General features: G+C 71.3%; 19 protein-coding genes. 16 read left to right on the top strand and 3 right to left on the bottom strand.

Translation table 11 applies throughout. From position 1 onward, the window contains the following. Positions 1-47: 47 nt before the first annotated feature. The 6 genes from O7601_RS24045 to O7601_RS24020 all read left to right on the top strand — a co-directional run bounded on the left by O7601_RS24045 (position 48) and on the right by O7601_RS24020 (position 7,797). Positions 48-1,562 (top strand): aromatic amino acid ammonia-lyase, encoded by a 1,515-nt coding sequence (locus O7601_RS24045; RefSeq protein WP_281563355.1) that lies wholly within the window; start codon positions 48-50, stop codon positions 1,560-1,562. Positions 1,563-1,635: 73 nt separating this feature from the next. Further along, positions 1,636-3,216, top strand: coding sequence for an FAD-dependent oxidoreductase (locus tag O7601_RS24040; RefSeq protein ID WP_281563354.1), 1,581 nt, complete (start codon positions 1,636-1,638; stop codon positions 3,214-3,216). 4 nt (positions 3,217-3,220) lie between these two features. Next, entirely contained in the window at positions 3,221-4,342 is a 1,122-nt protein-coding gene (locus O7601_RS24035; RefSeq protein ID WP_281563353.1) for an alpha-hydroxy acid oxidase, read from the top strand. Beyond that, entirely contained in the window at positions 4,339-5,706 is a 1,368-nt protein-coding gene (locus tag O7601_RS24030; protein WP_281563352.1) for a cytochrome P450, read from the top strand. Before O7601_RS24035 ends, O7601_RS24030 begins: the two co-directional genes overlap by 4 nt. Before the next feature lie 100 nt (positions 5,707-5,806). Then, a complete protein-coding gene (locus tag O7601_RS24025) occupies positions 5,807-6,493 on the top strand; it encodes a response regulator transcription factor (RefSeq protein WP_281563351.1) in 687 nt (228 codons plus the stop codon). A gap of 47 nt (positions 6,494-6,540) precedes the next feature. Beyond that, entirely contained in the window at positions 6,541-7,797 is a 1,257-nt protein-coding gene (locus O7601_RS24020; RefSeq protein WP_281563350.1) for a HAMP domain-containing sensor histidine kinase, read from the top strand. A 58-nt stretch (positions 7,798-7,855) separates the two neighbouring features. On the opposite strand, the gene O7601_RS24015 is transcribed toward O7601_RS24020, so the two are convergent. Next, on the bottom strand, positions 7,856-8,341 hold the full coding sequence (locus tag O7601_RS24015; protein WP_281563349.1) for a MarR family transcriptional regulator: 486 nt from the start codon (positions 8,339-8,341) through the stop codon (positions 7,856-7,858). A 180-nt stretch (positions 8,342-8,521) separates the two neighbouring features. Between O7601_RS24015 and O7601_RS24010 the strand changes: the two genes are divergently transcribed. Genes O7601_RS24010 through O7601_RS23965 form a run of 10 tightly spaced genes read left to right on the top strand, consistent with a single transcriptional unit; the run spans position 8,522 to position 20,257 of the window. Next, a complete protein-coding gene (locus O7601_RS24010) occupies positions 8,522-9,796 on the top strand; it encodes an ATP-grasp domain-containing protein (RefSeq protein WP_281563348.1) in 1,275 nt (424 codons plus the stop codon). Then, complete coding sequence (locus tag O7601_RS24005) at positions 9,793-10,641, top strand: DUF364 domain-containing protein (protein ID WP_281563347.1); 849 nt, start codon at positions 9,793-9,795, stop codon at positions 10,639-10,641. The genes O7601_RS24010 and O7601_RS24005 overlap by 4 nt, the downstream gene beginning before the upstream one ends. Continuing rightward, positions 10,635-11,711 (top strand): PLP-dependent cysteine synthase family protein, encoded by a 1,077-nt coding sequence (locus O7601_RS24000; RefSeq protein ID WP_281563346.1) that lies wholly within the window; start codon positions 10,635-10,637, stop codon positions 11,709-11,711. Before O7601_RS24005 ends, O7601_RS24000 begins: the two co-directional genes overlap by 7 nt. Next, entirely contained in the window at positions 11,708-12,730 is a 1,023-nt protein-coding gene (locus O7601_RS23995) for an enolase C-terminal domain-like protein (protein WP_281563345.1), read from the top strand. The genes O7601_RS24000 and O7601_RS23995 overlap by 4 nt, the downstream gene beginning before the upstream one ends. Continuing rightward, the gene (locus O7601_RS23990; protein WP_281563344.1) at positions 12,727-13,962 is read left to right on the top strand and encodes an MFS transporter; all 1,236 of its coding nucleotides are present in this window, start codon (positions 12,727-12,729) and stop codon (positions 13,960-13,962) included. The genes O7601_RS23995 and O7601_RS23990 overlap by 4 nt, the downstream gene beginning before the upstream one ends. Further along, a complete protein-coding gene (locus O7601_RS23985; protein ID WP_281563343.1) occupies positions 13,959-14,762 on the top strand; it encodes a class I SAM-dependent methyltransferase in 804 nt (267 codons plus the stop codon). Before O7601_RS23990 ends, O7601_RS23985 begins: the two co-directional genes overlap by 4 nt. Before the next feature lie 29 nt (positions 14,763-14,791). Next, positions 14,792-16,357 (top strand): ABC transporter substrate-binding protein, encoded by a 1,566-nt coding sequence (locus tag O7601_RS23980; RefSeq protein WP_281563342.1) that lies wholly within the window; start codon positions 14,792-14,794, stop codon positions 16,355-16,357. Then, positions 16,354-17,298 carry an ABC transporter permease gene (locus O7601_RS23975; protein WP_281563341.1) on the top strand — a complete coding sequence of 315 codons (945 nt, stop codon included), beginning with the start codon at positions 16,354-16,356 and terminating at the stop codon, positions 17,296-17,298. The genes O7601_RS23980 and O7601_RS23975 overlap by 4 nt, the downstream gene beginning before the upstream one ends. Continuing rightward, a complete protein-coding gene (locus tag O7601_RS23970; RefSeq protein ID WP_281563340.1) occupies positions 17,295-19,685 on the top strand; it encodes an ATP-binding cassette domain-containing protein in 2,391 nt (796 codons plus the stop codon). Before O7601_RS23975 ends, O7601_RS23970 begins: the two co-directional genes overlap by 4 nt. Beyond that, on the top strand, positions 19,682-20,257 hold the full coding sequence (locus O7601_RS23965; protein ID WP_281563339.1) for a GNAT family N-acetyltransferase: 576 nt from the start codon (positions 19,682-19,684) through the stop codon (positions 20,255-20,257). Before O7601_RS23970 ends, O7601_RS23965 begins: the two co-directional genes overlap by 4 nt. A gap of 33 nt (positions 20,258-20,290) precedes the next feature. Here O7601_RS23965 and O7601_RS23960 read toward each other — a convergent pair whose 3' ends face one another. Then, positions 20,291-21,487 carry an FAD-dependent oxidoreductase gene (locus O7601_RS23960; protein ID WP_281563338.1) on the bottom strand — a complete coding sequence of 399 codons (1,197 nt, stop codon included), beginning with the start codon at positions 21,485-21,487 and terminating at the stop codon, positions 20,291-20,293. Between the two features lie 173 nt (positions 21,488-21,660). Beyond that, the gene (locus O7601_RS23955) at positions 21,661-22,899 is read right to left on the bottom strand and encodes a serine hydrolase domain-containing protein (protein ID WP_281567018.1); all 1,239 of its coding nucleotides are present in this window, start codon (positions 22,897-22,899) and stop codon (positions 21,661-21,663) included. Positions 22,900-22,994: the final 95 nt, after the last annotated feature.

Genomic DNA, 22,994 nt, shown 5'->3' with positions numbered 1-22,994 from the left:
AGAGATAACTCAGACCGCTCTGAGAATCCACGGCTACGGTCGGCCCGATGACGACCCACACCGCGCCCCACGCGGTCGCCCCGATCGACCTGGCCCGCCCGCTGCGGGTGGCTGACCTGCGCCGGGCCGCGACCGAGGTCACCGTCGACATCAGCGACGAGGTACGCGACCGGGTGCGGCGCTCCCGCGACCACCTGCGCGCGGTCCTCGGCGACGACCGTCAGGTCTACGGTGCCACCACCGGGTTCGGCGCGCTCGTCGGGTTCGCCGGCCGCGACGACGACGCGGACCAGTGCGACAACACCCTCGCCCACCTCGGCGCCGGTCAGGGCCCGGAGATCGACCCGGAGGTGGTCCGGGCGGCGATGCTGGTCCGGGTGTGGTCGCTGGGCCAGGGCACCTCCGGCGTGTCGCCGCGAGTCGTCGAAGGGCTCGCGGCGATGTTCGGTACGACGTTCGTGCCGGCGATGCCCCGCCTCGGATCGGTCGGGGCCAGCGGTGACCTCATCCCGCTCGCCTACGCCACCCAGTCGCTGCGGGGCCGGGGCTGGGCCTATCTGGACGGTGACCGGCGGCCGGCAGCCGAGGCGCTCGCCACGGCCGGGCTTACGCCGCTGCTCCTCGACGGACGCGACGCGCTCGCGCTGGTGAACGGCACCTCGCTGACCACCGCCGCCACCGCGCTCGCGTTGGACGACATCCGGCGCGCGCACCGGGCCGCCCAGCTGCTGAGCTGCCTGCTCGTCGACGTGCTCGGCTGCGACCCCGGCCAGTTCCTGCATCCCCGGCTGCTGGCCGCGTACGGGCATCCCGGCGCGGTCGAGGTCGGCGCCCGGATGCGGGAGTGCCTCGCCGGCGCGACGCCGTCGGGTGGGCGCCCGCTCCAGGAGGTGTACAGCATTCGCTGCACCCCGCAGTTGCTCGGTGCGGCCGAGGACGCGTTGCGGTACGCCGGCGGCGTGGTGGAGTCGGATCTGCGCAGCGTCAGCGACAACCCGCTGTTCTTTCCCGACGATGACCTGGTGCTGCACGGCGGCAACTTCTTCGGCCAACCGGCGGCCTTCGCCGCCGACCTGCTGGCGACCGTGGCCGCCCAGCTCGGCAACCTCGTCGAGCGCCAACTCGACCTCCTGGTCGACCCGGTCCGCAACGGCGGACTGCCGCCGATGCTCGCGGCCGGGCCGGGACGGCAGCACGGGCTGCAGGGCGCCCAGCTCGCCGCGACCGCGATGGTCGCGGAGATCCGCCGGCAGGCCACTCCGGCCGGGATGCAGAGCCTGCCGACGAATCTGCACAACCAGGACGTCGTGCCGTTCGGTACCCAGGCCGCGCTACGCGCCGTGGACCAGGCGCGGTTGCTGCGGCTGATCTGCGGAACGCTCGCGGTCGGGCTGCGCCAGGCGGTCCACGTCGGTGCGCGTACCCCGACCGCACCGGCCTGTGTCGCCGTGCTGGAGCGGCTCGCGGAGATGGTGCCGGCGATCGACCCGGACCGGCCGCTCGACGCCGATGTCCGCCGCGCCGCCGACCTGCTCGACCTGCTGACCGAGCCGGCACAGTGACCGGCGTCGACGGGGTCCCGGACCCGGACCGCCGGCTGAATTTTCTCTGAGTTCGCCTTCGTACCGTCGGCTGGTGACCGCAGAGATGCTCGACTATCTGATCATCGGGGCGGGGCCGGCCGGGCTTCAGCTCGGGGCGCTCCTGGAACGGGACGGCCGACGGGACTACCTGGTGCTGGAGTCCGCCGACATTCCCGGCGCTTTCTTCACCCGATTTCCCCGGCACCGTCAACTCATCTCGATCAACAAGCCGCACACCGGATCCGACGATCCGGAGCTGAACCTGCGGCTGGACTGGAACTCGCTGCTCAGCGACGACCCGGCGCTGCGGTTCACCCGCTACACCGAGCGCTACTTCCCGGAAGCCGAGGTGATGGTCCGTTATCTGGCCGACTTCGCGGCGGCCACCGGGGTCCGGGTCCGCTACCGCAGCCGGGTGGTCCGGGTCGCCCGGTCCGACGACTGTGGTTTCGCGGTCACCGACGAGGAGGGTACGACCTACCGGGCGCGTCGGGTCGTCGTGGCGACCGGTGTCTCGCAGCCGTATGTCGCGCCGATCCCCGGTATCGAGCTGGTGGAGCGGTACGACGAGATGCCTGTCGATCCGCGCGACTTCCTCGACCAGCGGGTGCTGATCATCGGCAAGGGCAACTCCGCTTTCGAGACCGCGGACAGCCTGATGGAGACCACCACACTCGTCCATGTGGCAGGGCCCAGTCCGGTCCGGATGGCGTGGCGGACGCACTACGTCGGGCACCTGCGGGCGGTGAACAACAACTTCCTGGACACCTACCAGCTCAAGTCGGCCAACGCGATCCTGGACGGGCAGGTGCGCGCCATCGAGCGGGACGGCGACGGCTACCGGGTCACCTTCGGCTTCTCCCGAGCCAACGAGGTCACCAAGGAGCTGCGCTACGACCGCGTGCTGGCCTGCACCGGGTTCCGCTTCGACGCGTCGATCTTCGCCGACGACTGTCGCCCGACGCTGGTGATCAACGATCGTTTCCCGGCCCAGACCCCCGCCTTCGAATCGGTGAACGTCCCAGGTCTCTACTTCGCCGGCACGCTGACTCAGCAGCGGGACTTCAAGAAGTCGACGAACGGCTTCATTCATGGTTTCCGGTACGGCGTCCGGGCACTGCACCGCATCCTGGAGCACCGCTACCACGACAATCCGTGGCCTGCGGAGAAGCTCGACGCGACCGCCGAGGCGGCAGCCGACGCGATCATCGAGCGGGTCAACCGATCCTCCGGTCTGTGGCAGCAGTTCGCGGTGCTCGCCGACGTGCTCACCGTGGCCGGGGCGGGTGCCCGCTACCACGAGGAACTGCCCGTCGATCACATCGGGCAGGCCGGTCTGGCCACCGCCGACCATCCGGTCGAGCACGCGTTCGTGGTCACCCTTGAGTACGGCCCCGACCACGACCAGGTCGACCCCTTCGACATCTCGGTGAGCCGGATCGCCCAGGACGTGCCCGGCCAGGCCCACGACGCGGCGTACCTGCATCCGGTGGTGCGTCACCACCGGGGCGGCCAGGTGGTGGCGGTGCATCACCTGGCGGAGAACCTGGAGAACCAGTGGAACAAGCCGCAGGTGCACCGGGCGCCGCTGGTGGCCTTCCTGAACCGCTGTCTGACGACCACCGTGGGCTGAGGCCATGCCGTCGGTGCCTGCGCAGGCGACCCCACGCCGCGCCGCGACCGCCGAGCCGGACCCCCTGCACCGGCTCGGCGATCTGGAAGCCGAGGCGCGGCTGCGGCTCGATCCGGTGTACCGGGACTTCTTCGCTGGCGGCGCCGGGGACGAGCGGACGCTACGGGCCAACGAGACGGCCTTCGACGCGTACCGGATCTTGCCCCGGGTGCTGCGTGGCGGCGGCGAGCGCGACCTGCGGACCGTGCTGCTCGGCGAGACCCTGCCGATGCCGGTGCTGGTCTCGCCGACCGCTTTCCACCGGCTGGCGCACCCGGAGGGGGAAGTGGCGACGGCCCGGGCGGTGGGAGCGGTCGGCACCGTACTGGTGGTGAGCATGGCCGCCACCACGCCGATCGAAGCGGTGGCCGACGCGTGCGGGCCGCCGGACCGGCCAGCGCGGCTGTGGTTCCAGCTCTACCCACAGCCGGATCTGGGCTTCACCGCCTCGGTGATCAGGCGGGCCGAGGCGGCCGGCTGCCACGCCCTGGTGGTCACCGTCGACTCGCCGGTCTTCGGCCGCCGCGACCGCGACCTGCGCAACGGCTTCCTCGACCTGCCGCCCGGCTACTGCTGCGAGAACATGCGTGACCCGGAGACCGGCCGGGTCCGGGACATCGTCATGGACGACACCCTCGACTGGGCCCGGATCGAGTGGCTGCGCGCGACGACCCGGCTGCCCATCGTGCTGAAGGGGATCCTGCACCCCGCCGACGCCCGCCTCGCGGTGGCGCACGGCGTCGACGCCGTGCTGGTCTCCAACCACGGCGGGCGGCAGCTCGACGGGGTACCGGCGAGCATCGACGCCCTGCCGGCGGTCGTGGCGGCGGTCGGGGGACGCATCCCCGTCCTGCTCGACGGTGGGATCCGTCGGGGGACCGACATCCTCACCGCGCTGGCGTTCGGGGCGGTCGCGGTCGGGATCGGCCGACCGGTGCTCTGGGCGCTGGCGGCTCGGGGAGAGCACGGCGTCAGACACGTGCTCGACCTGCTCCGCGCCGAGCTGGCCCGGGCCATGACGCTTGCCGGTGCGGTCCGTCCCGCCGATCTCAGCCGCGAGATGATCCTCGGCCGGGTATCGGGATGACCCACCCGCTGGTGCTGCTGTGCTGTTTGGCCGGTGTGCTGGCCGTGGGATGGGTGCTGCCACGCCGGTTGCCACCGGCGGTGATCCGGCTCCGCGAGTGGATCTTCAGGCGGGTGAACGGTGCCGAGGGGATCCCGGTGCCCGGTCCCCGGATCGGGCCCGAGCACTTCGCACGGATCTACTCCCACCCGGCGGCCAGCGGGCGTAGCCGGGGTGCCGGCATCTCGGACCTGTTCTGGTACTGGCTGGTGCCCGGCCCGCAGATGCACCAGGAACACCTGGAGCCGGGCGAGCGTTACCGGACGGTCGCCCGGACGACCAGGCGGGTGGTCGCGGTGTCACACCGGCGCTCGACCGAGCTGGCCGGCGCGGCGACCCGACGGATGCTCGCCGGCCTGCCAGCCGGTCGGACCTGCCACGTCCGGGTGCGGGATCTGATGATGCCGATCTGGGCGGAGGTCTACTACGAACTCGTCTTCGGCGCGGCGTGCCCGCCGGACGTCCGGGCGCTGATCGTGGCCAACGCCGACGACGTGGTCACCGCGCTCAAGTGCTGCGGGCTGCGGCATCTGGACCGGCGCGACCGGCTCACCCGCTATCTCCGAGCCCGGGTCGAGGCCGGTACGGCGCCGGTGACGCTGCCGGAGCCCTTCACCGCCGAGGAGACCGCGTGGTATCTCCAGGGCACCTTCTTCAACACCGCGGTGGTGCAGATGTCGGAGGCGATGGCGCACCTCCTGCTCGCCGTGGCGCAACACCCGACGGTGCAGCGGGACCTGGTCGCCGCCCTCGACGACCCCGACGGCGACGCCGCCCTGGACCGGGTGGTCGACGAGACGCTGCGGGTGCATCCGCTCTTCGGGGTGGCGCACCGGATCACGTCCGGCCCGATCGAGGTCGACGCGGGGCTCACCATCCCGGCCGGCTCGGTGCTGCTGTTCAACTACCTGGCCTTCCAGCGCAGCGGACCGGCGGCCGACGACACCTTCGAGCCGGATCGCTGGCTGACTCTGGCTCGCGGCGAGGCGCACTTCGTTCCGTTCGGTGTCACCGCCAACCGGGCCTGCCCGGCCCGCGGCGTCGCGCCGGTGATGATGCGGGCGGTGACCCGGGAGGTGCTGCGCCGGTACGCCCTGTTCTCCACCGTGCGGCACACGCGGTCGCTGCCGAACCGTGCGCCCTGCTTCCTCGTCCCGACCGGTGCCCGACCGCCTGGCCGGGTCCGGCTGTCGGTGATGCGGTGGGGCGATCGTTGGTCCGACGTGTGGCGCAGCCTGGTCCAACTGGTGCTCGGCACCTGGATGGTCCTCGACGCCCGGCGTCAGCGCCTCTGTGCGAGCCACTTCGAGGAGGCGCGGCGATGACCACGGACGGTCGCTCGGGCAGGGCCGCGTTCCCGGTTCGAAACAACATAGAGACATTGGTCACAATCGATGCCGGGGATCGATGTGGGATTCTCGACATGTGCTACAGGTAAGCGGGGCATCACCAGGCGTACACCGGCTGCTCCTGGTCGAGGACGACGCGGAACTCGCGGACATGCTCACCGAGGTGCTGGTCGACGAGGGATATCAGGTCGACGTGGCTCGGGACGGGCAGCGGGGGCTGCATCTCGGGCTCACCCGACCCTACGACGTGATGGTGATCGATCGCCTGCTGCCGGCGCTCGACGGGCTCAACCTGCTGACCCGGCTGCGATCCCGCGCGATCGGCGCCCGCGCGTTGCTGCTGACCGCGCTCGGCACCGTCGACGACCGGGTGGCCGGCCTGAACGCGGGTGCCGACGACTACCTGATCAAGCCGTTCGACCTGGACGAGCTCAGTGCCCGGATACGGGCGCTCTGCAGACGTACGTCGGACGGTGCCGAGGCGCTGCCGATCGGCGGCGGTCGGCTTGACCTGGGCCTGCGTGACGTGGTGCTGGCGGACGGTACCCGGGTGGCACTCTCCGCCCGGGAGTTCGAACTGCTCCGCGCGCTGGCCGTACGCCCTCGGGCGGTGCACACCCGCTCCGAGCTGCGCCGTCGGGTCTTCGACGAGGCGGCAGCGACCTCCATCGTCGACACCTACGTGTACTACCTGCGCCGCAAGCTCGGCCGGACGGCGGTCCGCACCGTGCACGGCCTCGGCTACCGGCTCGGTGAGCTGTGACGCGGTGGCGGAGACTGTGGCGACCGGCACCGGCCGGCCTCTCCTGGATGGCGGCCGAGCGGATCGTGGTGACCCGGGCCCGCCGCCGGGTCGGCGTGCTGGTCGGGCTCGCGGTGACCGTCCTGGTCACGGCGGTCGGCGTGCTCGCCTACGGCATGCTGGTCCGGGGCCAGGAGCGCCAGATCAAACGCGAACTCGCCTACACCGCCAGCCGTAGCGACCCGTCCGGTCCACCGGGTTGCACCTGGCTGTTCCTGCTCCGCGACGGCGAGATCAGCGGCGGTACGGTGCCAGCGCCGCCCGGTTTCCCGCTGGCGGCGGCGATGACCGCCACGGCCAGCACCGGAGTTCCGGCGGAGACGACGATCACGCGCAACGGCACGGTCTACTTCGTCCTGACCGAGAATCGCGGCGAGGACGTCGTGCAGGCGATCTTCGATGCCCGCTACCAACTCGCCGACCGGCGTCACCTGCTCGTCTCGCTCACCGTCGCGGAACTGCTCGGGCTGGTCGTCGCCGTCGCCAGCGGCTCGGTGGTGGGCCGGCTCGCCGTCGCTCCGCTGGCCGACTCTCTCGCCCGGCAACGCCGATTCGTCGCCGACGTCAGCCACGAACTGCGTACGCCCATCGCACAGGTGCACACCCGGGCGCAGTTGCTGGCGCGGCGGGCCGGCGCCGCCGGCATGCCGGTCGAGTACCAGTCGGAGCTGAATCGTCTGACCGGTACCACCAGACGGCTCGGCGAGGTCGTCAACGACCTGCTGCTCTCCGTCCGGTTGGCCGCCGCCCCGGGTGACCGGCCGGCCGCCGACCCGGTGGACCTGGCCACTCTCGCCGAGGTCGCGGTGCTCGCCGAGAACGACCGGGCCGACGAACAGGGGGTGACGCTCACCCTCAGCCGTCCGGACGTGGCGGTCCCGGTCTCCGGGGTGGAATCGGCGCTGCGGCGGGTGATCAGTGAACTGCTGACCAACGCTCTCACGCACACTCCGGCCGGCGGCCGGATCGACGTGACGGTGCGCCTGCCCGCTCCCGACGTGGCGGAGTTGATCGTCGCCGACACCGGCAACGGCTTCGATCCGGCCGACCGCATCTTCGACCGGTTCTACAGCGGCGCGGGCCCGGAGAAGCGGCACACCGGGCTCGGGCTCGCGCTGCTCCGCGAGGTGGTCACCGGGCACGGGGGCACCATCGACGCCCGCAGCCATCCCGGTCGGGGCGCCCGGTTCGCTGTCCGGCTGCCCGTGCGGACGAGCCCGCAACCGGCCGCGTCGACGCTCGCGTCGGTCTCCGGCGACGCCTGACCCGCAAGGGGCAGGCGACGCGGCCGGGACGTGCGGTACGGACGCTGACCGGCCGGCGTCAACGGGGGCGCGCAGTGGCCTCCGAGGTCTCGGCAATCTGTCGGGCCACGTGGCAGGCCACCTCGCGCAGGACGTCGATCTGGCTCGCGGTGAGGCCGTCGATGACGTAGCGACGGACGGCGGCGACGTGCCCGGGCGCTGCGGCGACCACAAGATCCCAACCGTCGTCGGTGAGCGTGGCCACGGTGTAGCGGGGGCTTTCCGGGTCGGGCGCGCGGTGCAGCAGTCCCCGCTGTTCGAGCCGCTTGACGACGTTCGACAGCCGGGACAGCGAGCAACTGACCTGGCTGGCCAGATCGCTGAGCCGCAGGGTGCGTGCGGGTGCCATGGACAGGCCGCTGAGCACGAAGTAGTCGAACAGCGTGAGGTGGTTGTCCCGCAGGAGTTGGGCGTCGAGGGCGCTCGGCAGGTTGAACATGAGTTTGGCCAGAGCGAGCCAGGTGTCGCGCTCGTGGTCGGTCAACCACCGAGGTTCCTCAGCCATGCCGCAAGCGTACGTCTCGTCCTGACCTGCGCGAGTGAGGGACGTCTCACCTCAGCCGGGGTACCCGGTGGTGTCGGTGTCGAACAGGGGAGCGAGGCCCGAAGGGCTCGGCTAGCCATCGCAAATGACAACCGTTATCTTCTGATGGGTCGGGGATCCCTTGAACATCGGGAGTGCGCGGTGGGACATGTGCTGGTGGTCGAGAGCTGGGTCGGTGCGATGAGCACCCTGCTGCCCCGGGCGATCCGGGAGGCAGGGCATCGGTTCACCTTCCTGACCAGGAACCTGCACCACTACCTGGTCCAGGGCAGCGGCGACGGACTGCACCCGCTGCTCACCGCGGACAACGTGATTACCGCCGAGACCAACGCCCCGGAGCTGCTGCTGCCCCAGGTCCAGCGGCTGCACGAGGTACTGCGCTTCGACGGCGTCGTCACCTCCTGCGACTACTACCTGGGCACGGTTGCCCGGCTGGCCGCACAACTGGGTCTGCCGGGCACCCGGCCGCAAGCCGTCGAAAACGCCTGCCGCAAGGACCTGGCACGACAACGGATGCAACTGGCCGGCCTGCCTGGTCCGACCTTCGCGATCGCCGAGGACTGGCCGGGTACCGAGGCTGCCGCGGACAAACTGGGCTTCCCGCTGGTCGTCAAGCCGGTCGACCTGTGCGCCGGGATGTTCGTCCGGCTGGTGGCCGACCGGACCGAACTGCGCGAGGCGTTCGACGCCCTCGACGCGTTTCCAGTCAACGCCCGTGGCCAACACCGCTCACCGCAGATCCTGCTGGAGGAGGTGCTCCTCGGGCCGGAGGTCAGCGTCGAGACCGTCACCGCCGACGGCACGACGACGGTGCTCGGCGTGACGGACAAGAGCCTGGCCGGCGAACCGTGGTTCGTCGAGACCGGGCACATGTTTCCCGCCGCGCTCGACGCCGCGACCGTGACCGCGGTGTGCGACACGGCCCTCGCCGCCCTCGCCGCGGTCGGGTTCGACCGGGGAGTGGCGCATACCGAGCTGCGGCTGACGGCGGCCGGGCCGCGGGTGGTGGAGATCAATCCGCGCCCGGCGGGCAACCAGATCACCGAGTTGGTGCGGCGGGCGACCGGGGTGGATCTGCCCATGGTGTACGCGCAGCTCGCCCTCGGTGAACAGCCGGACATCACAGTGACCGACACCGGCGTGCGCAGCGCGGCCATCTCGTTCCTGCTGCCGCCCCGCGCCGGAACCGTCGCCGGGATCGACGGCGCGGCCACGCTGGCCGCAGCGCCCGACGTGGTCGACTGGGCGGTGAAGCCCGCCGGGCACCGAACCGGCGACGCGGTGAGCAACAACACCTACCTCGGCCATGTCATGACTGTGGACACCACCGGCCATGGTGCCCGCGTCCGCGCCGAGGAACTGGTCGGCGGCCTGAGTGTGCGATACGCCGACGAGTTGGCCGGAGCGCTGGCGTGACGACACCGATGCCGGTGGACACCGGTGAGCCGTTCATGTCGGTGACGGACCTGATCGAAGCCGTCAGCGCTGCCCGATTCGGTCCCGACCCGGCCACCGAGCAGGTAAGCGTCGCGTTCACCACTCGGCAGGGTGCCCGGCACGCTGGACGCGGCCGCAGCTACCGCAACCACGTGTTGAGTCTGCGGGTGGGCACCACCGTCGGTTCCTGTTCGACGGAGCCGGCTGAACTGACCGACGACGTCGCGTACGACTGCGTGGGTCGAAGCGTCGCGGAACTGCTAACCCACCCGGCGCCGGCGGTCCGTGTCGCGGCCCTGGACGCCTACCTCGCCGCTGCCCGTCCGCATGCGCACGCTGCCGACGACACGGTCACCATTCCCGCCGGCACCTCGCTGGCCAAGTCGACCGCCAGAGCCGCCGCGGTGGTGGACCTGATGCCGGTGGCCCCGGGACAGCACGTCCTGGTCGTCGGCGTGGTCAACTCCCTGCTCGGCCAACTGCGCCGCCGCGGCATCGGCTACCTGCCCTGCGATCTGGCGGGCGGCAGCACCGAGTGGGACGAGCCGTGCCTGCCGGACGCCGCCGCCCTGCTGGAACGCTGCGACGCGCTGCTGGTGTCCGGCATGACGCTGGGCAACGGCACCTTCGAGTCACTGCTGCGGCACGCCCGCGCCACCGGCAAACCGATGGTGGCCTTCGCGCAGACCGGCAGCGCCGTCCTGCCGTGCTTTCTCGGGGCCGGGCTCAGCGCCGTGTCCGCCGAACCGTACCCGTTCTTCTGGCTCGACGGCGGACCGACGACGGTCTACCGCTACCGTGCCGCCGCCGGGTCGCCATGCTGACCGGCGCCGCGCCGAGAACGTGCGCTCCACACCTGCTGGACCTGCTGGGGCGCTCCCCGGTGGCGTACGTCGACACTCCGCTGCCGCACCCGCACGGCGGCTTCCACGCCAAGGTGGAGTATCTGAACCCCGGCGGCATGAAGGCACGCGCCGCCGTGGCCATGCTCCAGGCCGCCCGGCAGCGCGGTGACCTTCGGCCGGGAGCCACCGTGGTGGAGTCCACAAGCGGCACTCTCGGGATCGGTCTGGCGTTCGCCGGGCAGGCCCTGGGCCACCCGGTCATCCTCGTGGTGGACCGCGACATCGAACGACCGATGCGGGCGTTGCTGACCGCGTACGGGGCGGTGGTCGAGGTGGCCGAACAGCCGCACCCGGTCGGCGGTTGGCAGCAGGCCCGCCTGGATCGACTGCGCGAGATCCTGGCGCGCACTCCGAACGCCTACTGGCCCGATCAGTACCACAACCCGGACAATGCCGCCGGCTACCACACCCTCGCCGCCGAACTGACCGGGCAGGTCGAGGCCGTCGACGTGCTGGTGTGCAGCGTCGGCACTGGTGGGCACAGCGCCGGCCTGGCCAGGGCGCTGCGACGGCACTGGCCCCGGATGCGGCTCGTCGGCGTCGACACCGTGGGCTCGACGATCTTCGGTCAGCCCGCGCGGCCACGGCTGATGCGGGGTCTGGGCAGCAGCATCTTTCCCCGCAATGTCGACTACACCGCCTTCGACGAGGTGCACTGGATCGGCCCGGTCGAGGCGGTGGACACCTGCCGCCGGCTGGCACGTTCGGCGTTCGTGACAGGCGGGTGGAGCACCGGGGCCGTGGCCCGGGTCGCCGCGTGGATCAGCCGCATGCAGCCCGGCGCTCGGGTGGTCACGATCTTCCCGGACGGTCCGCACCGCTACCTCGACTCGATCTTCGACGACGCGTTCTGCGCCGCCCACGGGCTGCTCGCCCCCGCACCGGGCCACCCGATCGAGATTCCGTACCCGGATGCCGTCGAGGTCACCCGGTGGAGTCGCTGCCGGACCGTCCTCGACCCGCTGCGCCGCCTGGCGGTGCCGGCATGAGGCTCGGCTGGCGCAGCTACCCGCTACGGCTTCGCGAGCCGCTGCGTATCTCCCGCTCGACGATGCCGGGCCGCGACGCCGTCCAGATCGACCTGTCCCACGACGGCGTCACCGGCCACGGCGAGGTCGTGACGAGCGTCTACTACGGCCTCGACCTGGCCGCCATCCTCGACCTGCTCGCCGGGCTCAGCGACCGGGTGCGCGGCTACGGCGAACCCGAGACGCTGGTGGCGGGCCTGCCCGCGTTCGCCGCTGAGCTGCCCGCCGGAGTGCTGGCCGCCCTGGACGCCGCCGTTCACGATCTGGTGGGCCGTCGCGCCGGGATGCCGGTGCATCGGTGGCTCGGCCGGCCGGATTTCTCCCCGGTGCCCACGGCTCACACCATCGGCCTGGTCGCCCCCGAGGACGCGGCCACCACCGCTCGGGCGTTGGGGCGGCGCGGCTTCCAGTTCGTCAAGGTCAAGTGCGGCGACGCCGCTGACCCGGCCCGCATCGCCGCCGTACGCGCCGCCGCACCGCAGGCCCGGCTGCTACTCGACCCCAACGGGGCCTGGACAGCCGAGCAGACCGTGCGGCTGCTCGACACGGTGCGCCCCTACCGGATCGACGCCGTCGAACAACCCATCGCGCCCGGAACACCGCAGCTACTCGCCTGGATCAGCGCGCGCACCGACGTGCCGGTCATCGCCGACGAGGACGCCGCCACGGTGGCGCACCTCGACGCCCTCGCGGGCACGGTCGCCGGCATCAACATCAAGCTCGCGAGGTGTGGCGGCATCCACGCCGCACAGCAGATCGCGGCCACGGCCCGCGCGTACGGCATGGATCTGATGCTGGGTTGCCTGGTGGCCAGCTCGCTGGGCATCGCACCAGCGGTGCACCTCACCGGTGACGCCCGCTGGATCGACCTGGACGGGCACCTGCTGCTCGCCGACGATCCGTGGACCGGTATCGGCGGCCACGACGGTGTCCTGCGGGTTGCCGACGAACCCGGTCTCGGCGTGCGGGCGGCCGGATGAGCACATGGGCCACACTGGGCAGCTTCCCGCTGCCGATCCGACTGCTGGTGGTCAACCAGCTCGGCGTCAACATCGGTTTCTACCTGCTGCTGCCCTACCTCGCCGGCTATCTGGCCGACGACGTCGGTCTGTCCGCCGCCGTGATCGGCGTCGTGCTCGGCGTGCGGAACCTCAGCCAGCAGGGGCTGTTCCTGCTCGGCGGCTCTGCCGCCGACCGGCTCGGTGCCCGCAGCGTCATCATCACCGGCTGCGCCCTGCGCGCCGTCGGCTTCGGACTGTTCGCGCTCAGCACGTCACTGCCGCTGCTGCTGGCCGCGTCGATCCTGTCCGGGCTGGCCGGGGCGCTGTTCAACCCGGCCGTGCGCACCTATGTGGCGCAGGCCGCCGCCGACCGGCGCGCCGAGGCGTTCGCGTTGTTCAACGTGTTCGCCAGCGCTGGCGCGTTGCTCGGCCCACTGCTTGGCTCGGCACTGCTGCTTGTCGACTTCCGGGTCGTCGCGGTGACCGCCGCGGTGCTGTTCGCCGCGCTCACGGTGGCGCAGGCGATCTGGCTGCCGGCCCAACCGGTCACGTCCAGCGCGGCGACCGTCTGGCAGGACTGGCGCACCGGCATCGTCGACCGCCGATTCTTGGCCTTCAGCGTGGCGCTGGCCGGCATGTTCGCCTTACAGACCCAGCTGTACCTGATCCTTCCGGTACAGGCGGAACACGTCACCGGGCAGCCCGTGGCGGTCGCGGCGCTGTTCGTCGTTTCCACCGTCGTGACGCTCACCCTGCAACTGCCCTTGACCGGCTGGCTGCATCGCCGCCTCAGCCGCGGCACAAGCATCAGCGTGGGTATGGTCGTGATGGGAGCAGGTTTCCTGCTGCCGCTGCTGCGGGTGGAATCGGCGCCACCGGTGCTACGGCTGATGCCCGTGCTGGCCGCTGCCGTCCTGCTCACTCTCGGGGTGATGATCACCCAGCCGTTCGTTCTGGACCTGATTCCCGCCTTCGCCGGGCCCGGACTGACCGGCACCTACTTCGGCCTGTTCTACCTGGTGTCCGGGATCCTCGCCGCCGGGTGCACCGCCGCCGTCGGCGCGGCGGTGGGCAACTCCGCAGGCGCCGGTGTGCCCGCGGCGGCGTGGCTGCTCACCGCGGGCGTCGGGCTGGCATCGGCGGGTGCGGTGTGGCTGCTGCGTCGTGGCGGCCTGCTCACGCCGGCACCGGCACCGGCGGGCGTGTCATGAGCGGAGACAATTTCCTCACCGACAACCCGGAGCTGTACGAACAACAGTTTCCCGACCCGGGCCACGTGGCCGCCCGGTTTGTCGATGACCTCGTACGCCGATACGCCGACCGCACCGTCGTCGCGCCCCGGCTGCTCGACGTCGGGTGTGGCACCGGTCGTGACGCCGGGCACCTCGTCACCCTCGGTTACACCGCCACCGGGTTGGACACGTCGGTGCCGATGCTGACCTACGCGCAGCGCCGCCATCCCCGAGTCCGATTCGTGCACGCCGACATGCGCACCTTCGACCTGACCGGCCAATTCGACGTCATCACCTGCCTGGACAGCGCGTTGCTGTACTGCCACCGCAACGCCGACCTGACCGCGTTCCTGCGGCGCTGTCATCGGCACCTGCGCCCCGGCGGACTGCTGCTGGCGGAAATGCGTAACGGCGCCTTCTTCCTCGGCAACACCGAACTCCTCGATGGTGCCCGTACCCGCAGCGTGACCTGGCGCGACGTCACGTACACCTCCGCGACGCGGCTGTGGATCGACCACCGCGAGCAGCTGCTGCGCCGCGAACGCGTCTGGACCTGGCCGGAATGCCCGCAACCGCTGGTGCAGACCTCGGCGTGGCGGCTGCTGTTCCCCGCCGAACTGCGGCACCTGCTCGACAGCGCCGGGTTCGACGTCGTGGCCCTGTTCGACACACCCGGGCCACGGACCGACCCGCCCTGGCATCCGGCGGCCGCGCTGTCCGCCGTCCTGTCCGGTGACCGCCTGCACCTGGTCGCCCGCCGCCGCACCGACGCGGCGTAACTCTCATTTCGCACCGAAGGGATTTCACCATGCCTCATCTACCCGTCACCGCGTCGAGGGTGTCTCGCCGTGGCCTGCTCGGCGGCGCCGCCGCCGTCTCCGCCGCCCTGCTCACCGGCTGCGGCCCGGGCCAGGACTCGGCGAGCACCCCGGCCGGGCAGCCCCAGCGCGGCGGCCGGCTGCGGGTGGCGTTCGCCGGCGGCGGTGTCAACGAGACGTTGGACCCGCACCTGGCGAACCTGTTCAATGAGGCATCGCGCGCCAAGGCGATGTTCGACAAGCTCGCCGACTACGGCCCGGACGTCTCGATCCAGCCCCGCCTCGCCGAACGCTGGGAGCCCAGCAGCGATCTCACCCGTTGGCGGATCACCCTGCGCCAGGCCACCTTCCACGACGGCAGGCCGGTCCGCTCCGCCGACGTGCTCTACAGCTACACCAGGATCACCGACCCGAAGCGAGCTTTCCGGGCCAAGGCCAGCCTCGGCCTGCTCGACCTGCCCAACAGCCGGGCCGTCGACGACCGCACCCTGGAGTTGGCCCTCAAGCAGCCCTTCGCCGAGTTCCCCAACGCACTGGCCGCGTTCGGCGCGTACATCGTCCCCGAGGGCGCCGACAGCTTCGAGCGACCCGTCGGTTCCGGGCCGTTCACCTTCGACTCCTGGCAGCCGGGCCGGTCGTTGCTGCTCAAGCGCTACGACGGCTACTGGGAGGGTGCCGCGCACCTCGACGAGCTGGAATATCTGATCAGCAACGAGGAATCGGCCCGGGTCAACGCCCTGCTCGCCGGCCAGGTCGACTACGCGCACGACATCACCCCCACCACCGCCCGTACCCACGCCGACGGCGGCCGGATGACCGTCACCAGGATGCCGAACAGCACCATGCAGTCGTTCGCCATGAAGGTCGACCGGCCGCCGTTCGACAACCGTGACCTGCGCGAGGCCATGTTCCTGCTCACCGACCGCCAACAGTTGGTCGACACAGTCCTGGCCGGTTCCGGGCAGGTCGGCAACGACCTGTTCGGCAAGGGTTACCAGTACTACGCCGACGACATCGCCCAGCGCACCCGCGACCTCGACCGGGCCCGGTTCCTCATCGACAAGGCCGGCGCCAAGGGGCTGCGGATCCCGCTCGACACCGCGTCGGTGGCCAGCGGTTTCGTCGAGGCCGCCAGCGTCTTCGCCGAACAGGCCAAGCAGGCCGGGCTCGTCCTCGAAACCGCGATGGGCAACAAGGACACCTACTGGAAGGACATCCTCAACTCCGGCGTGCTGGCCTCGTACCGCTCTGGTGCCATGCCCATCGAGACGCACATCTCGCAGCGGCTGCTGACCAACTCCACCACCAACGCCACCCGATGGGCCCGCCCCGAGTTCGACGCCCTCTACGCCAGGGCCATCTCGAGCGCCGACGAAGAGACCCGCCGGCAGGCGTACGGCGACATGCAGCGGACCCTGCACGCCGAGGGTGGATTCCTGATCTGGGGCTTCGCGGACTTCCTCGTCGGCACTGCCCCGCGGGTCGGTGGGGTGTCCTCCGACGCCCCGGCCAACACCCTCGACTGGGCCCGTTTCGACAAGGTCTGGCTGGGGTGAGTCTGTCCCGCTACGCCGCCGGGCGGCTGCTGCTCGGCGTCGGGCAGGTCGCCGGGATCACCACAATCGTGTTCGTGCTCACCGAGGCGCTGCCCGGTGACGCCGCCGTGGTGATCGCCGGCGACCAGCCCGACCCGGCCCGTATCGCCGCGATCCGGGCACAACTGGACCTCGACCGACCGGCCTGGCAGCGCTACCTCGACTGGCTGACCGACCTGATCCGCGGGGACCTCGGCGTCTCGCTGATCTCGCAGCGGCCGATCATCGAACGCCTCGCCGACAGTGCGGGGGCCACGCTGCTGTTGGCGGCGGTGACCCTCCTCGTGCTCGTACCGCTTGCCATCACGCTGGGCATGCTGGCGGCCCGCCGGGAAGGGGGACGACTGGACCGGATGGTGTCCGCGGTATCGGTCGCGCTCTACGCGGTACCCGAATTCGCCCTGGCGATCCTGCTCATCGCCGTCTTCGGCGTCCAACTCGGCTGGCTGCCGCCCACCGCGTTCGGCGCCGACCTGCTCGCCCGGCCGTCCGTGCTCGTGCTGCCGCTGCTGGTGCTGCTCGCTCGGCCGATCTGCACCATCAGCCGGCTCACCCGCGCGGGCATGCTCGACGCCCTGCGCGGCGAGCACGTGCGGCACGCCCGACGGCTCGGCATCACCGGCGGCCGGCTCTGGCTTCGCCACGCCCTGCCCGGGGCGTTGGCACCCGTGGTGCAGCAACTCGCCCGCACCGCCGACTGGCTGCTCGGCGGCGTCATCGTCGTCGAGGCGGTGTTCGTCATCCCCGGCCTCGGCACCGCCCTGGTCGACGCCGTGTCCACCCGGGACATCCCGACCGTGCAGGCGCTGTGCGTCCTCGTAGCGGTCACCACCGTGGTGGTGAACCTGGTCGCCGATCTGGTGGCGTTCCGCCTCGCACCCCGGATCGAAGTCGTCCGGTGAGGCGGCTACGTACCCTGACCGGGACCCTGCTGCTCGCGGTGCCGCTCGCGCTGGCCGTGTGCGGCCCGCTGCTGGCCGGCGAGCCGGGCGACCGCACGTTCCCGTTCTCCGGCGACGGTCTGCTGGGCACCGACTTCGTCGGCCGCGACGTCTGGCAGCAGGTCCTCCTCGGCGGCCGGTCCGTCGTCGTGGTCGCCGTCTGCGCGACGCTGCTGGCGTACCTCGTCGGTGTGCCGGTCGGGCTGCTGGCCGCCGCCACCCGCCGTCGGTGGGTCGACGAGCTGCTCCTGCGACCTCTCGACCTGATGCTGGCGGTGCCGTCGCTGTTGCTGCTGATCCTGCTGGCCGCGACCGCGCCGCCCGGGCCGCTCACGCTTATCGGGATCGTCGCGCTGATCGGGCTGCCGGAGATCGTCCGGATCGCCCGGGCCGCCGCGCTGCCGCTGGCCCACGGGCCGGCCATGGAGGCGATGCGCCTGTACCGCGAGAGCTGGTGGCGGCGCGGTCCCGGCTACATCGGTACCGGCATCCGCCGCGTCCTGCTGGCCGACGCCGGAGTCCGGTTCATCGGCGCCATCTATCTGGTGGCCACCGCGAGCTTCCTGGGCATCGGTGTGGCGCCCGACGCCGCGGACTGGGCCGTCATGGTGGACCGCAATCGCACCGGCCTGTTCCTACAACCCTGGGCCGTCGCCGTGCCGGCCGCGCTGATCATCTGCCTGGCCGTCGGGTTCAACCTGGTCACTGACAAGATCCTGATCGGTCCTGCCGTCACCAGCCCCGCACCACCACCCGCAACAGGGACGACCGGCGACCGCCCGCACGCGGACAATGCCCTCCTCCAGGTGCGGGAGTTGGCGGCCACGACCGTAGACCGGACGTTGGTCGACGGCGTCTCGTTCAGCCTGCCGGCCGGCGAGATTCTCGCCGTGATCGGCGCATCCGGCAGCGGCAAAACCACCACCGCCCGGGCCCTGCTTGGCGAGGTCATTCCCGGCGCCACCCTCACCGGCACCATCACCCTGGCCGGTCGGTCCGTCACGACCGCCAGCCCACCCAGGCCCGGCACCGTCGGCTACGTGCCCCAGCAACCCGGCGCCGCCCTCAACCCCGTACGCCGCATCGGCGCGGTACTCCATGAGATCGCCCGGCACCAGGCGCCCGGCGAGAGCCGCAGCAACCATCGGGACGTGGTGACGGCGGCCCTCGAACGCGTCAGCCTGCCGACCGACCGCCGGTTCCTGCGCCGCTTCCCCCACCAGCTTTCCGGCGGTCAGCAACAACGCCTCGTCATCGCCCACGCCCTGCTGGCCCACGCCGTGCTGCTCATCGCCGACGAACCCACCACCGGCCAGGACGCGATCACCCGCAACGCCGTCGCCCGGGAACTGACGACCCTCGCCCGCGACGGTATCGCCGTCATCCTGCTCAGCCACGACCTGCACCTGGTACGAGCCGTCGCCGACCAGATCCTCGTGCTGCACCGAGGCGCTGCCGTCGAATCCGGCCCGGCCGCCGAGGTGCTCGCCCTGCCGCGGCACCAGCACACCCAGCAACTGCTCGCGACGCCAACGGCCGGGCCACCGACGGTGGCCGGCGAGGACCGGCCGCTGCTGCGCATCTCCGGCCTGAGCGCCGCCCACCGCGACGGCGCGCGGCACCGCGACGTGCTCCGCGACGTCAGTCTGGCCGTCCCTGCCGGACAGTGCCTGGCGGTGGTCGGGCGGTCCGGAAGCGGTAAGACCACCCTCGCCCGCTGCATCGCCGGCCTGCACCCCGCCCGCACCGGCCAGGTGATCCTTGCCGAGCACCGCCTCGCCGCGTACCTCGACCAGCGCCAGCCGCACGAACTCGGGGCGGTCCAGTACGTGTTCCAGGACGCCCGCGCCAGCTTCGACCCCTACCGGCCCGTCCTCGACCAGACCGCCGGGCCCGCACGACGTCTGCGGAACGCCACGCCGGAACAGGCCCGGCACACCGCCCGGCAGCTGCTCGAACGGGTGGGTCTCGCCGAACACACCATGATCCAGCGTCCCGACCGGCTCTCCGGCGGCGAACTGCACCGCGCGGCGCTCGCTCGTGCTCTCGCCAGCGAACCCCGCGTCCTCCTCTGTGACGAGACGACCGCCGGGCTCGACAGCGTCACCCGGCACGGCATCCTCACGCTTCTCGACGAGCTACGACGGACTCTCGGACTGACCGTGGTCATGATCAGCCACGACCGCGACGTCGTGGCTCACCTCGCCGACCATATCGTCGTCCTGGACGACGGAACTGTCGTCGACAGCGGCCCGGCCGACGCCCTGCTCCACCACGCCCGCCACCCGCTGACCCGCGCGCTTCTGCACATCGACCCGGCGACCGCCGCGGCACCGTCGAACCCATGACCGGAGACACCATGCAGCAGTACCGACGCAACGTCGGCCCGTACGACGTCCAGCCGGCCGACCGACGGCACCTCGACGGAGCGCGCAGCGTCATGCTCGACACCTTCTACCACAACTTCGGCTACGGCTACCGGCCCGACTGGCACCGGGACGTCATCGACCTCGACGGCGCCTACCTCACGCCTCGACAACACGCCCTGTTCGTCGCGACCAAGGGCGACGAGGTCGTCGGCACCACCGGGGTGCGGGCCGGTGGGCCCAAGAGCCCACCACACCCGCGCTTCCTTGCCCAGCGTTACCCGGACGAGACCACCGCGCAGCTGTTCCGGGTTTACGTCCGGCCGGAGCACCGACGCTTCGGCCTCGCCCGGGCACTCGTCGGCCTCGCCATCGACTTCGTCACCCAGCAACCGCAATACCAGGCGCTCTATTTGCACACGGATCCGCGTATCGACGGTGCCGAACCGTTCTGGCGGAGCCTGGCCACGCCGATCCACGATCCGCGTGACGGCGGCGACGACATCTATCAGACGGTTCACTTCGAGATCGCGCTGCCCGGCCGCCCCCGTTAGCCGCCTTCGTGCGACCGGGCAGACCACGTCGCGCTACGCCGAGCGGTCAGCGGCAGCCCGCGCCGGTGCCGCCTGCGCCTGGAGCAGTTGTCGGCGCTTGTTGTTGCCGAGCCACCGGTGCGATCCGGGCTTGCGGGCCTCGTTCGTGAGGTGACCAACCGCGAACCGGTAGGTCAGAGCCTTGAGCCTTGCGCCGAGGCGGCCTGCGACGAACATCCGGTTCGCGGTGTCGTCCCGGCCGGCGACCTGGTAGATGCCGGCATGCGTGCCCAAACCGACACACATGGCGCCGAAGAAGACGCTCGCCGGTTCCGGGGCGGTGCCCGCCATGCGCCGCAGCACTGTGTCCGCGGCGTGCGCGCCGAGGCAGCTCGCCGTGTAGGCGCTCATCCGGTACGGCACGCCCGACGGCGCCGCCGAGTCCCCGGCCGCGACGATGCGTTCGTCGTCGACGCTGGTCAGCGTCTCGTCGGTGATCAGACGCCCGATGGCGTCGGTCCGCAACCCGCTGCGGGTGGCCAGGTCCGGCACCCCGAAGCCCGCGGTCCAGATGGTGATCGCGCTCGGCAGCGTACGACCGTCACCGAGCCGCACGGCGTCCCGCGTGACTTCGGTGACCTCGGCGCCGGGACCGGCCAGGACGTCCACGCCGATCCTGGTGAGCGACCTGGTGGCGACGCGTCGGGCCCGCGGGTGCAGGTACGCGCCGAGCGTACGCCCGCAGACCAGACTGACCCGGTGTCCCCGTTCGGCCAGCTCGGCGGCGGTTTCGATGCCGGTCGGCCCGGCGCCGACGACCGTCACCGGGGTCGCGGGACCTTGGTCGCCGAGGATCGAGCGTAGTCGCTGTGCTGCCTCGAGAGTGGCCATCGGGTAGGCGAACTCGGCCGCGCCGGGAACGCGTGAGCCGGCGCTCGCGCTGCCCGCCGCGTAGACGAGGTAGTCGTAGCCGAGGGTGCCGTTGCCCAGCAGGGTCACACTGCGCTGGGCCGCGTCGATTGCCGTGACGTTGTCCTGGAGCAGCTGAACGTCCTCGGCCAGCACCTGCCGGTAAGGCACGACCGCATCGTGGACACCGGCGACCACGTGGTGCAGTCGGAGCCGGATGACGAAGTCCGGTCGCGGATTCACCACGGTCACGGAGACGTCGTCGCGCTGCATCAGGCGATTGGCCGCCATCACACCGGCGAATCCGCCGCCGACCACTACCACCCTGGTGTTCCCTGTCATGTCTGGCTCCCTTCGCGGACGCTTCGACCATCAAGACACCGGCGGAACCCCAGGTGTGACTGTCGTGGCTCACCTCACCTCCTGCCGCCGTCGTCCCGACCGGGCTGCGGCGGGAATGGCGTGATCCCCTGACGGTCACCGGGCCGTCAGGGGATCACCGAGGAGCAGGTACGTCAGGGCACCGCCACCGCCGCGTCGTTGGTGCCCGGCATCCGGGTCACGCTGGGCAGCGGCGGTACGGCCGTCGCCGAACGGCTGTTCGCCTCGTCGGTCGGGCAAATCGCGGTGTACAGCAACGTGTACCAGGCAATGTCGATCGGATGCGGGTCGGGCAGGCCGATCTGGTAGTGGCTGAGGTTGATCCCGGACGACACCTGGCGGGTGCCGTCCCGGCTGTGCATCGAGTACGTCAGGTGACCGATGACCGCGCCGTCATGGCCCCAGAACTCACCGCACGGGGTGGGTAGCGAGTAGATGCCGAGTCCGTAGCTACCGGCTTCGGGCTGCTCCGGCAGCATCGGCACCCCGGTGAGCATCTCCTCGAGGGTGGTCGGGCTGAGCAGGTCACCGCCGAGCAGCGCCCGGAAGAAAGTGTTCAGGTCTGCCGTGGTGGCGATCATCTCGCCGGCCGTCCAGGCCCAGCTCATGTTGAACTCGCTGACGTCGCGTACGCCGAACGGGGCGAAGTAGGCGCCGCTGTGCGGGCCACGGATCCTCGGGTCGGTGCCGGGGAAGGAGGTCCCGGTGAGTCGCAGGGGACGCAGAATGCGCCGCTGCACCTCGCCCGCCGCATCGTTGCCGGTGATCGTTTCGATCAGCAGTCCGGCCAGGACGTAGTTGGTGTTGGAATAGCTGAACCGGGTGCCCGGAGCGTTTGTCGGCGGCATGGCCAGGCCGATGGCGACCAGGTCCGTCGGAGCGTACGTGGTGACCTGCATCTGGTTGATCGCCGCGTACGATCCGATCATGGTGTTGGTGTAGTTGCCGATGCCGCTGGTGTGGTTCAGCAGCATCCGGACAGTGACCTGGGCACCGAGCTCACCCGGCACGACGTCGGGCAGCCACTGCCCGATCGGGTCGTCGAGGTCCAACCGGCCCTCGTCGACGAGCTGGAGCACGGTGGTGGCGACGAACGTCTTGGTGACGCTGCCGATCCGGTGCCGCAGCTGCGGCTGCATCGGCCGAGGTCTGGTCAGGAACGCCTGGCCGGCGGCGTCACGCCAGTCGCGCCGGCCATCGCGCACGGCGACCAGTGCCCCCGGGACGCCGGCTGCGGGCACTGCGGCGAGTGCGGCGCGCAGCTCGGCGCGGTCCAACCCGCCGGTGGACGGCCCGACTGGCGGACCCGGCTGCGCGGCGGCGGATGCGGGTACGACGGCGATGGTGGTCACCAGCGCGACGCTGGACGCCACGATCTTCAGTGTCCGAAATGTACGTGACATACTGACATGCTCACCGGGTCAGCGCCCGGCCACATCCTGCTCAAGCGGGAGATCTGGCTCCCGCT

The sequence above is a fragment of the Verrucosispora sp. WMMD573 genome, from assembly GCF_027497175.1.
Taxonomy (GTDB): Bacteria; Actinomycetota; Actinomycetes; order Mycobacteriales; family Micromonosporaceae; genus Micromonospora.
This window is presented reverse-complemented; position numbering and strand designations above follow the sequence as displayed.

Bases quoted from the DNA above. Each gene is read 5' to 3' on its own strand.
- O7601_RS24030 (WP_281563352.1), top strand. From the start codon at position 4,339: ATGACCCACCCGCTGGTGCTGCTGTGCTGTTTGGCCGGTGTGCTGGCC.
- O7601_RS23960 (WP_281563338.1), bottom strand. From the start codon at position 21,487: ATGACAGGGAACACCAGGGTGGTAGTGGTCGGCGGCGGATTCGCCGGT.
- O7601_RS24035 (WP_281563353.1), top strand. From the start codon at position 3,221: ATGCCGTCGGTGCCTGCGCAGGCGACCCCACGCCGCGCCGCGACCGCC.
- O7601_RS24045 (WP_281563355.1), top strand. From the start codon at position 48: ATGACGACCCACACCGCGCCCCACGCGGTCGCCCCGATCGACCTGGCC.
- O7601_RS23985 (WP_281563343.1), top strand. From the start codon at position 13,959: ATGAGCGGAGACAATTTCCTCACCGACAACCCGGAGCTGTACGAACAA.
- O7601_RS24020 (WP_281563350.1), top strand. From the start codon at position 6,541: ATGGCGGCCGAGCGGATCGTGGTGACCCGGGCCCGCCGCCGGGTCGGC.
- O7601_RS23980 (WP_281563342.1), top strand. From the start codon at position 14,792: ATGCCTCATCTACCCGTCACCGCGTCGAGGGTGTCTCGCCGTGGCCTG.
- O7601_RS24015 (WP_281563349.1), bottom strand. From the start codon at position 8,341: ATGGCTGAGGAACCTCGGTGGTTGACCGACCACGAGCGCGACACCTGG.
- O7601_RS24000 (WP_281563346.1), top strand. From the start codon at position 10,635: ATGCTGACCGGCGCCGCGCCGAGAACGTGCGCTCCACACCTGCTGGAC.
- O7601_RS23995 (WP_281563345.1), top strand. From the start codon at position 11,708: ATGAGGCTCGGCTGGCGCAGCTACCCGCTACGGCTTCGCGAGCCGCTG.
- O7601_RS23990 (WP_281563344.1), top strand. From the start codon at position 12,727: ATGAGCACATGGGCCACACTGGGCAGCTTCCCGCTGCCGATCCGACTG.
- O7601_RS23965 (WP_281563339.1), top strand. From the start codon at position 19,682: ATGACCGGAGACACCATGCAGCAGTACCGACGCAACGTCGGCCCGTAC.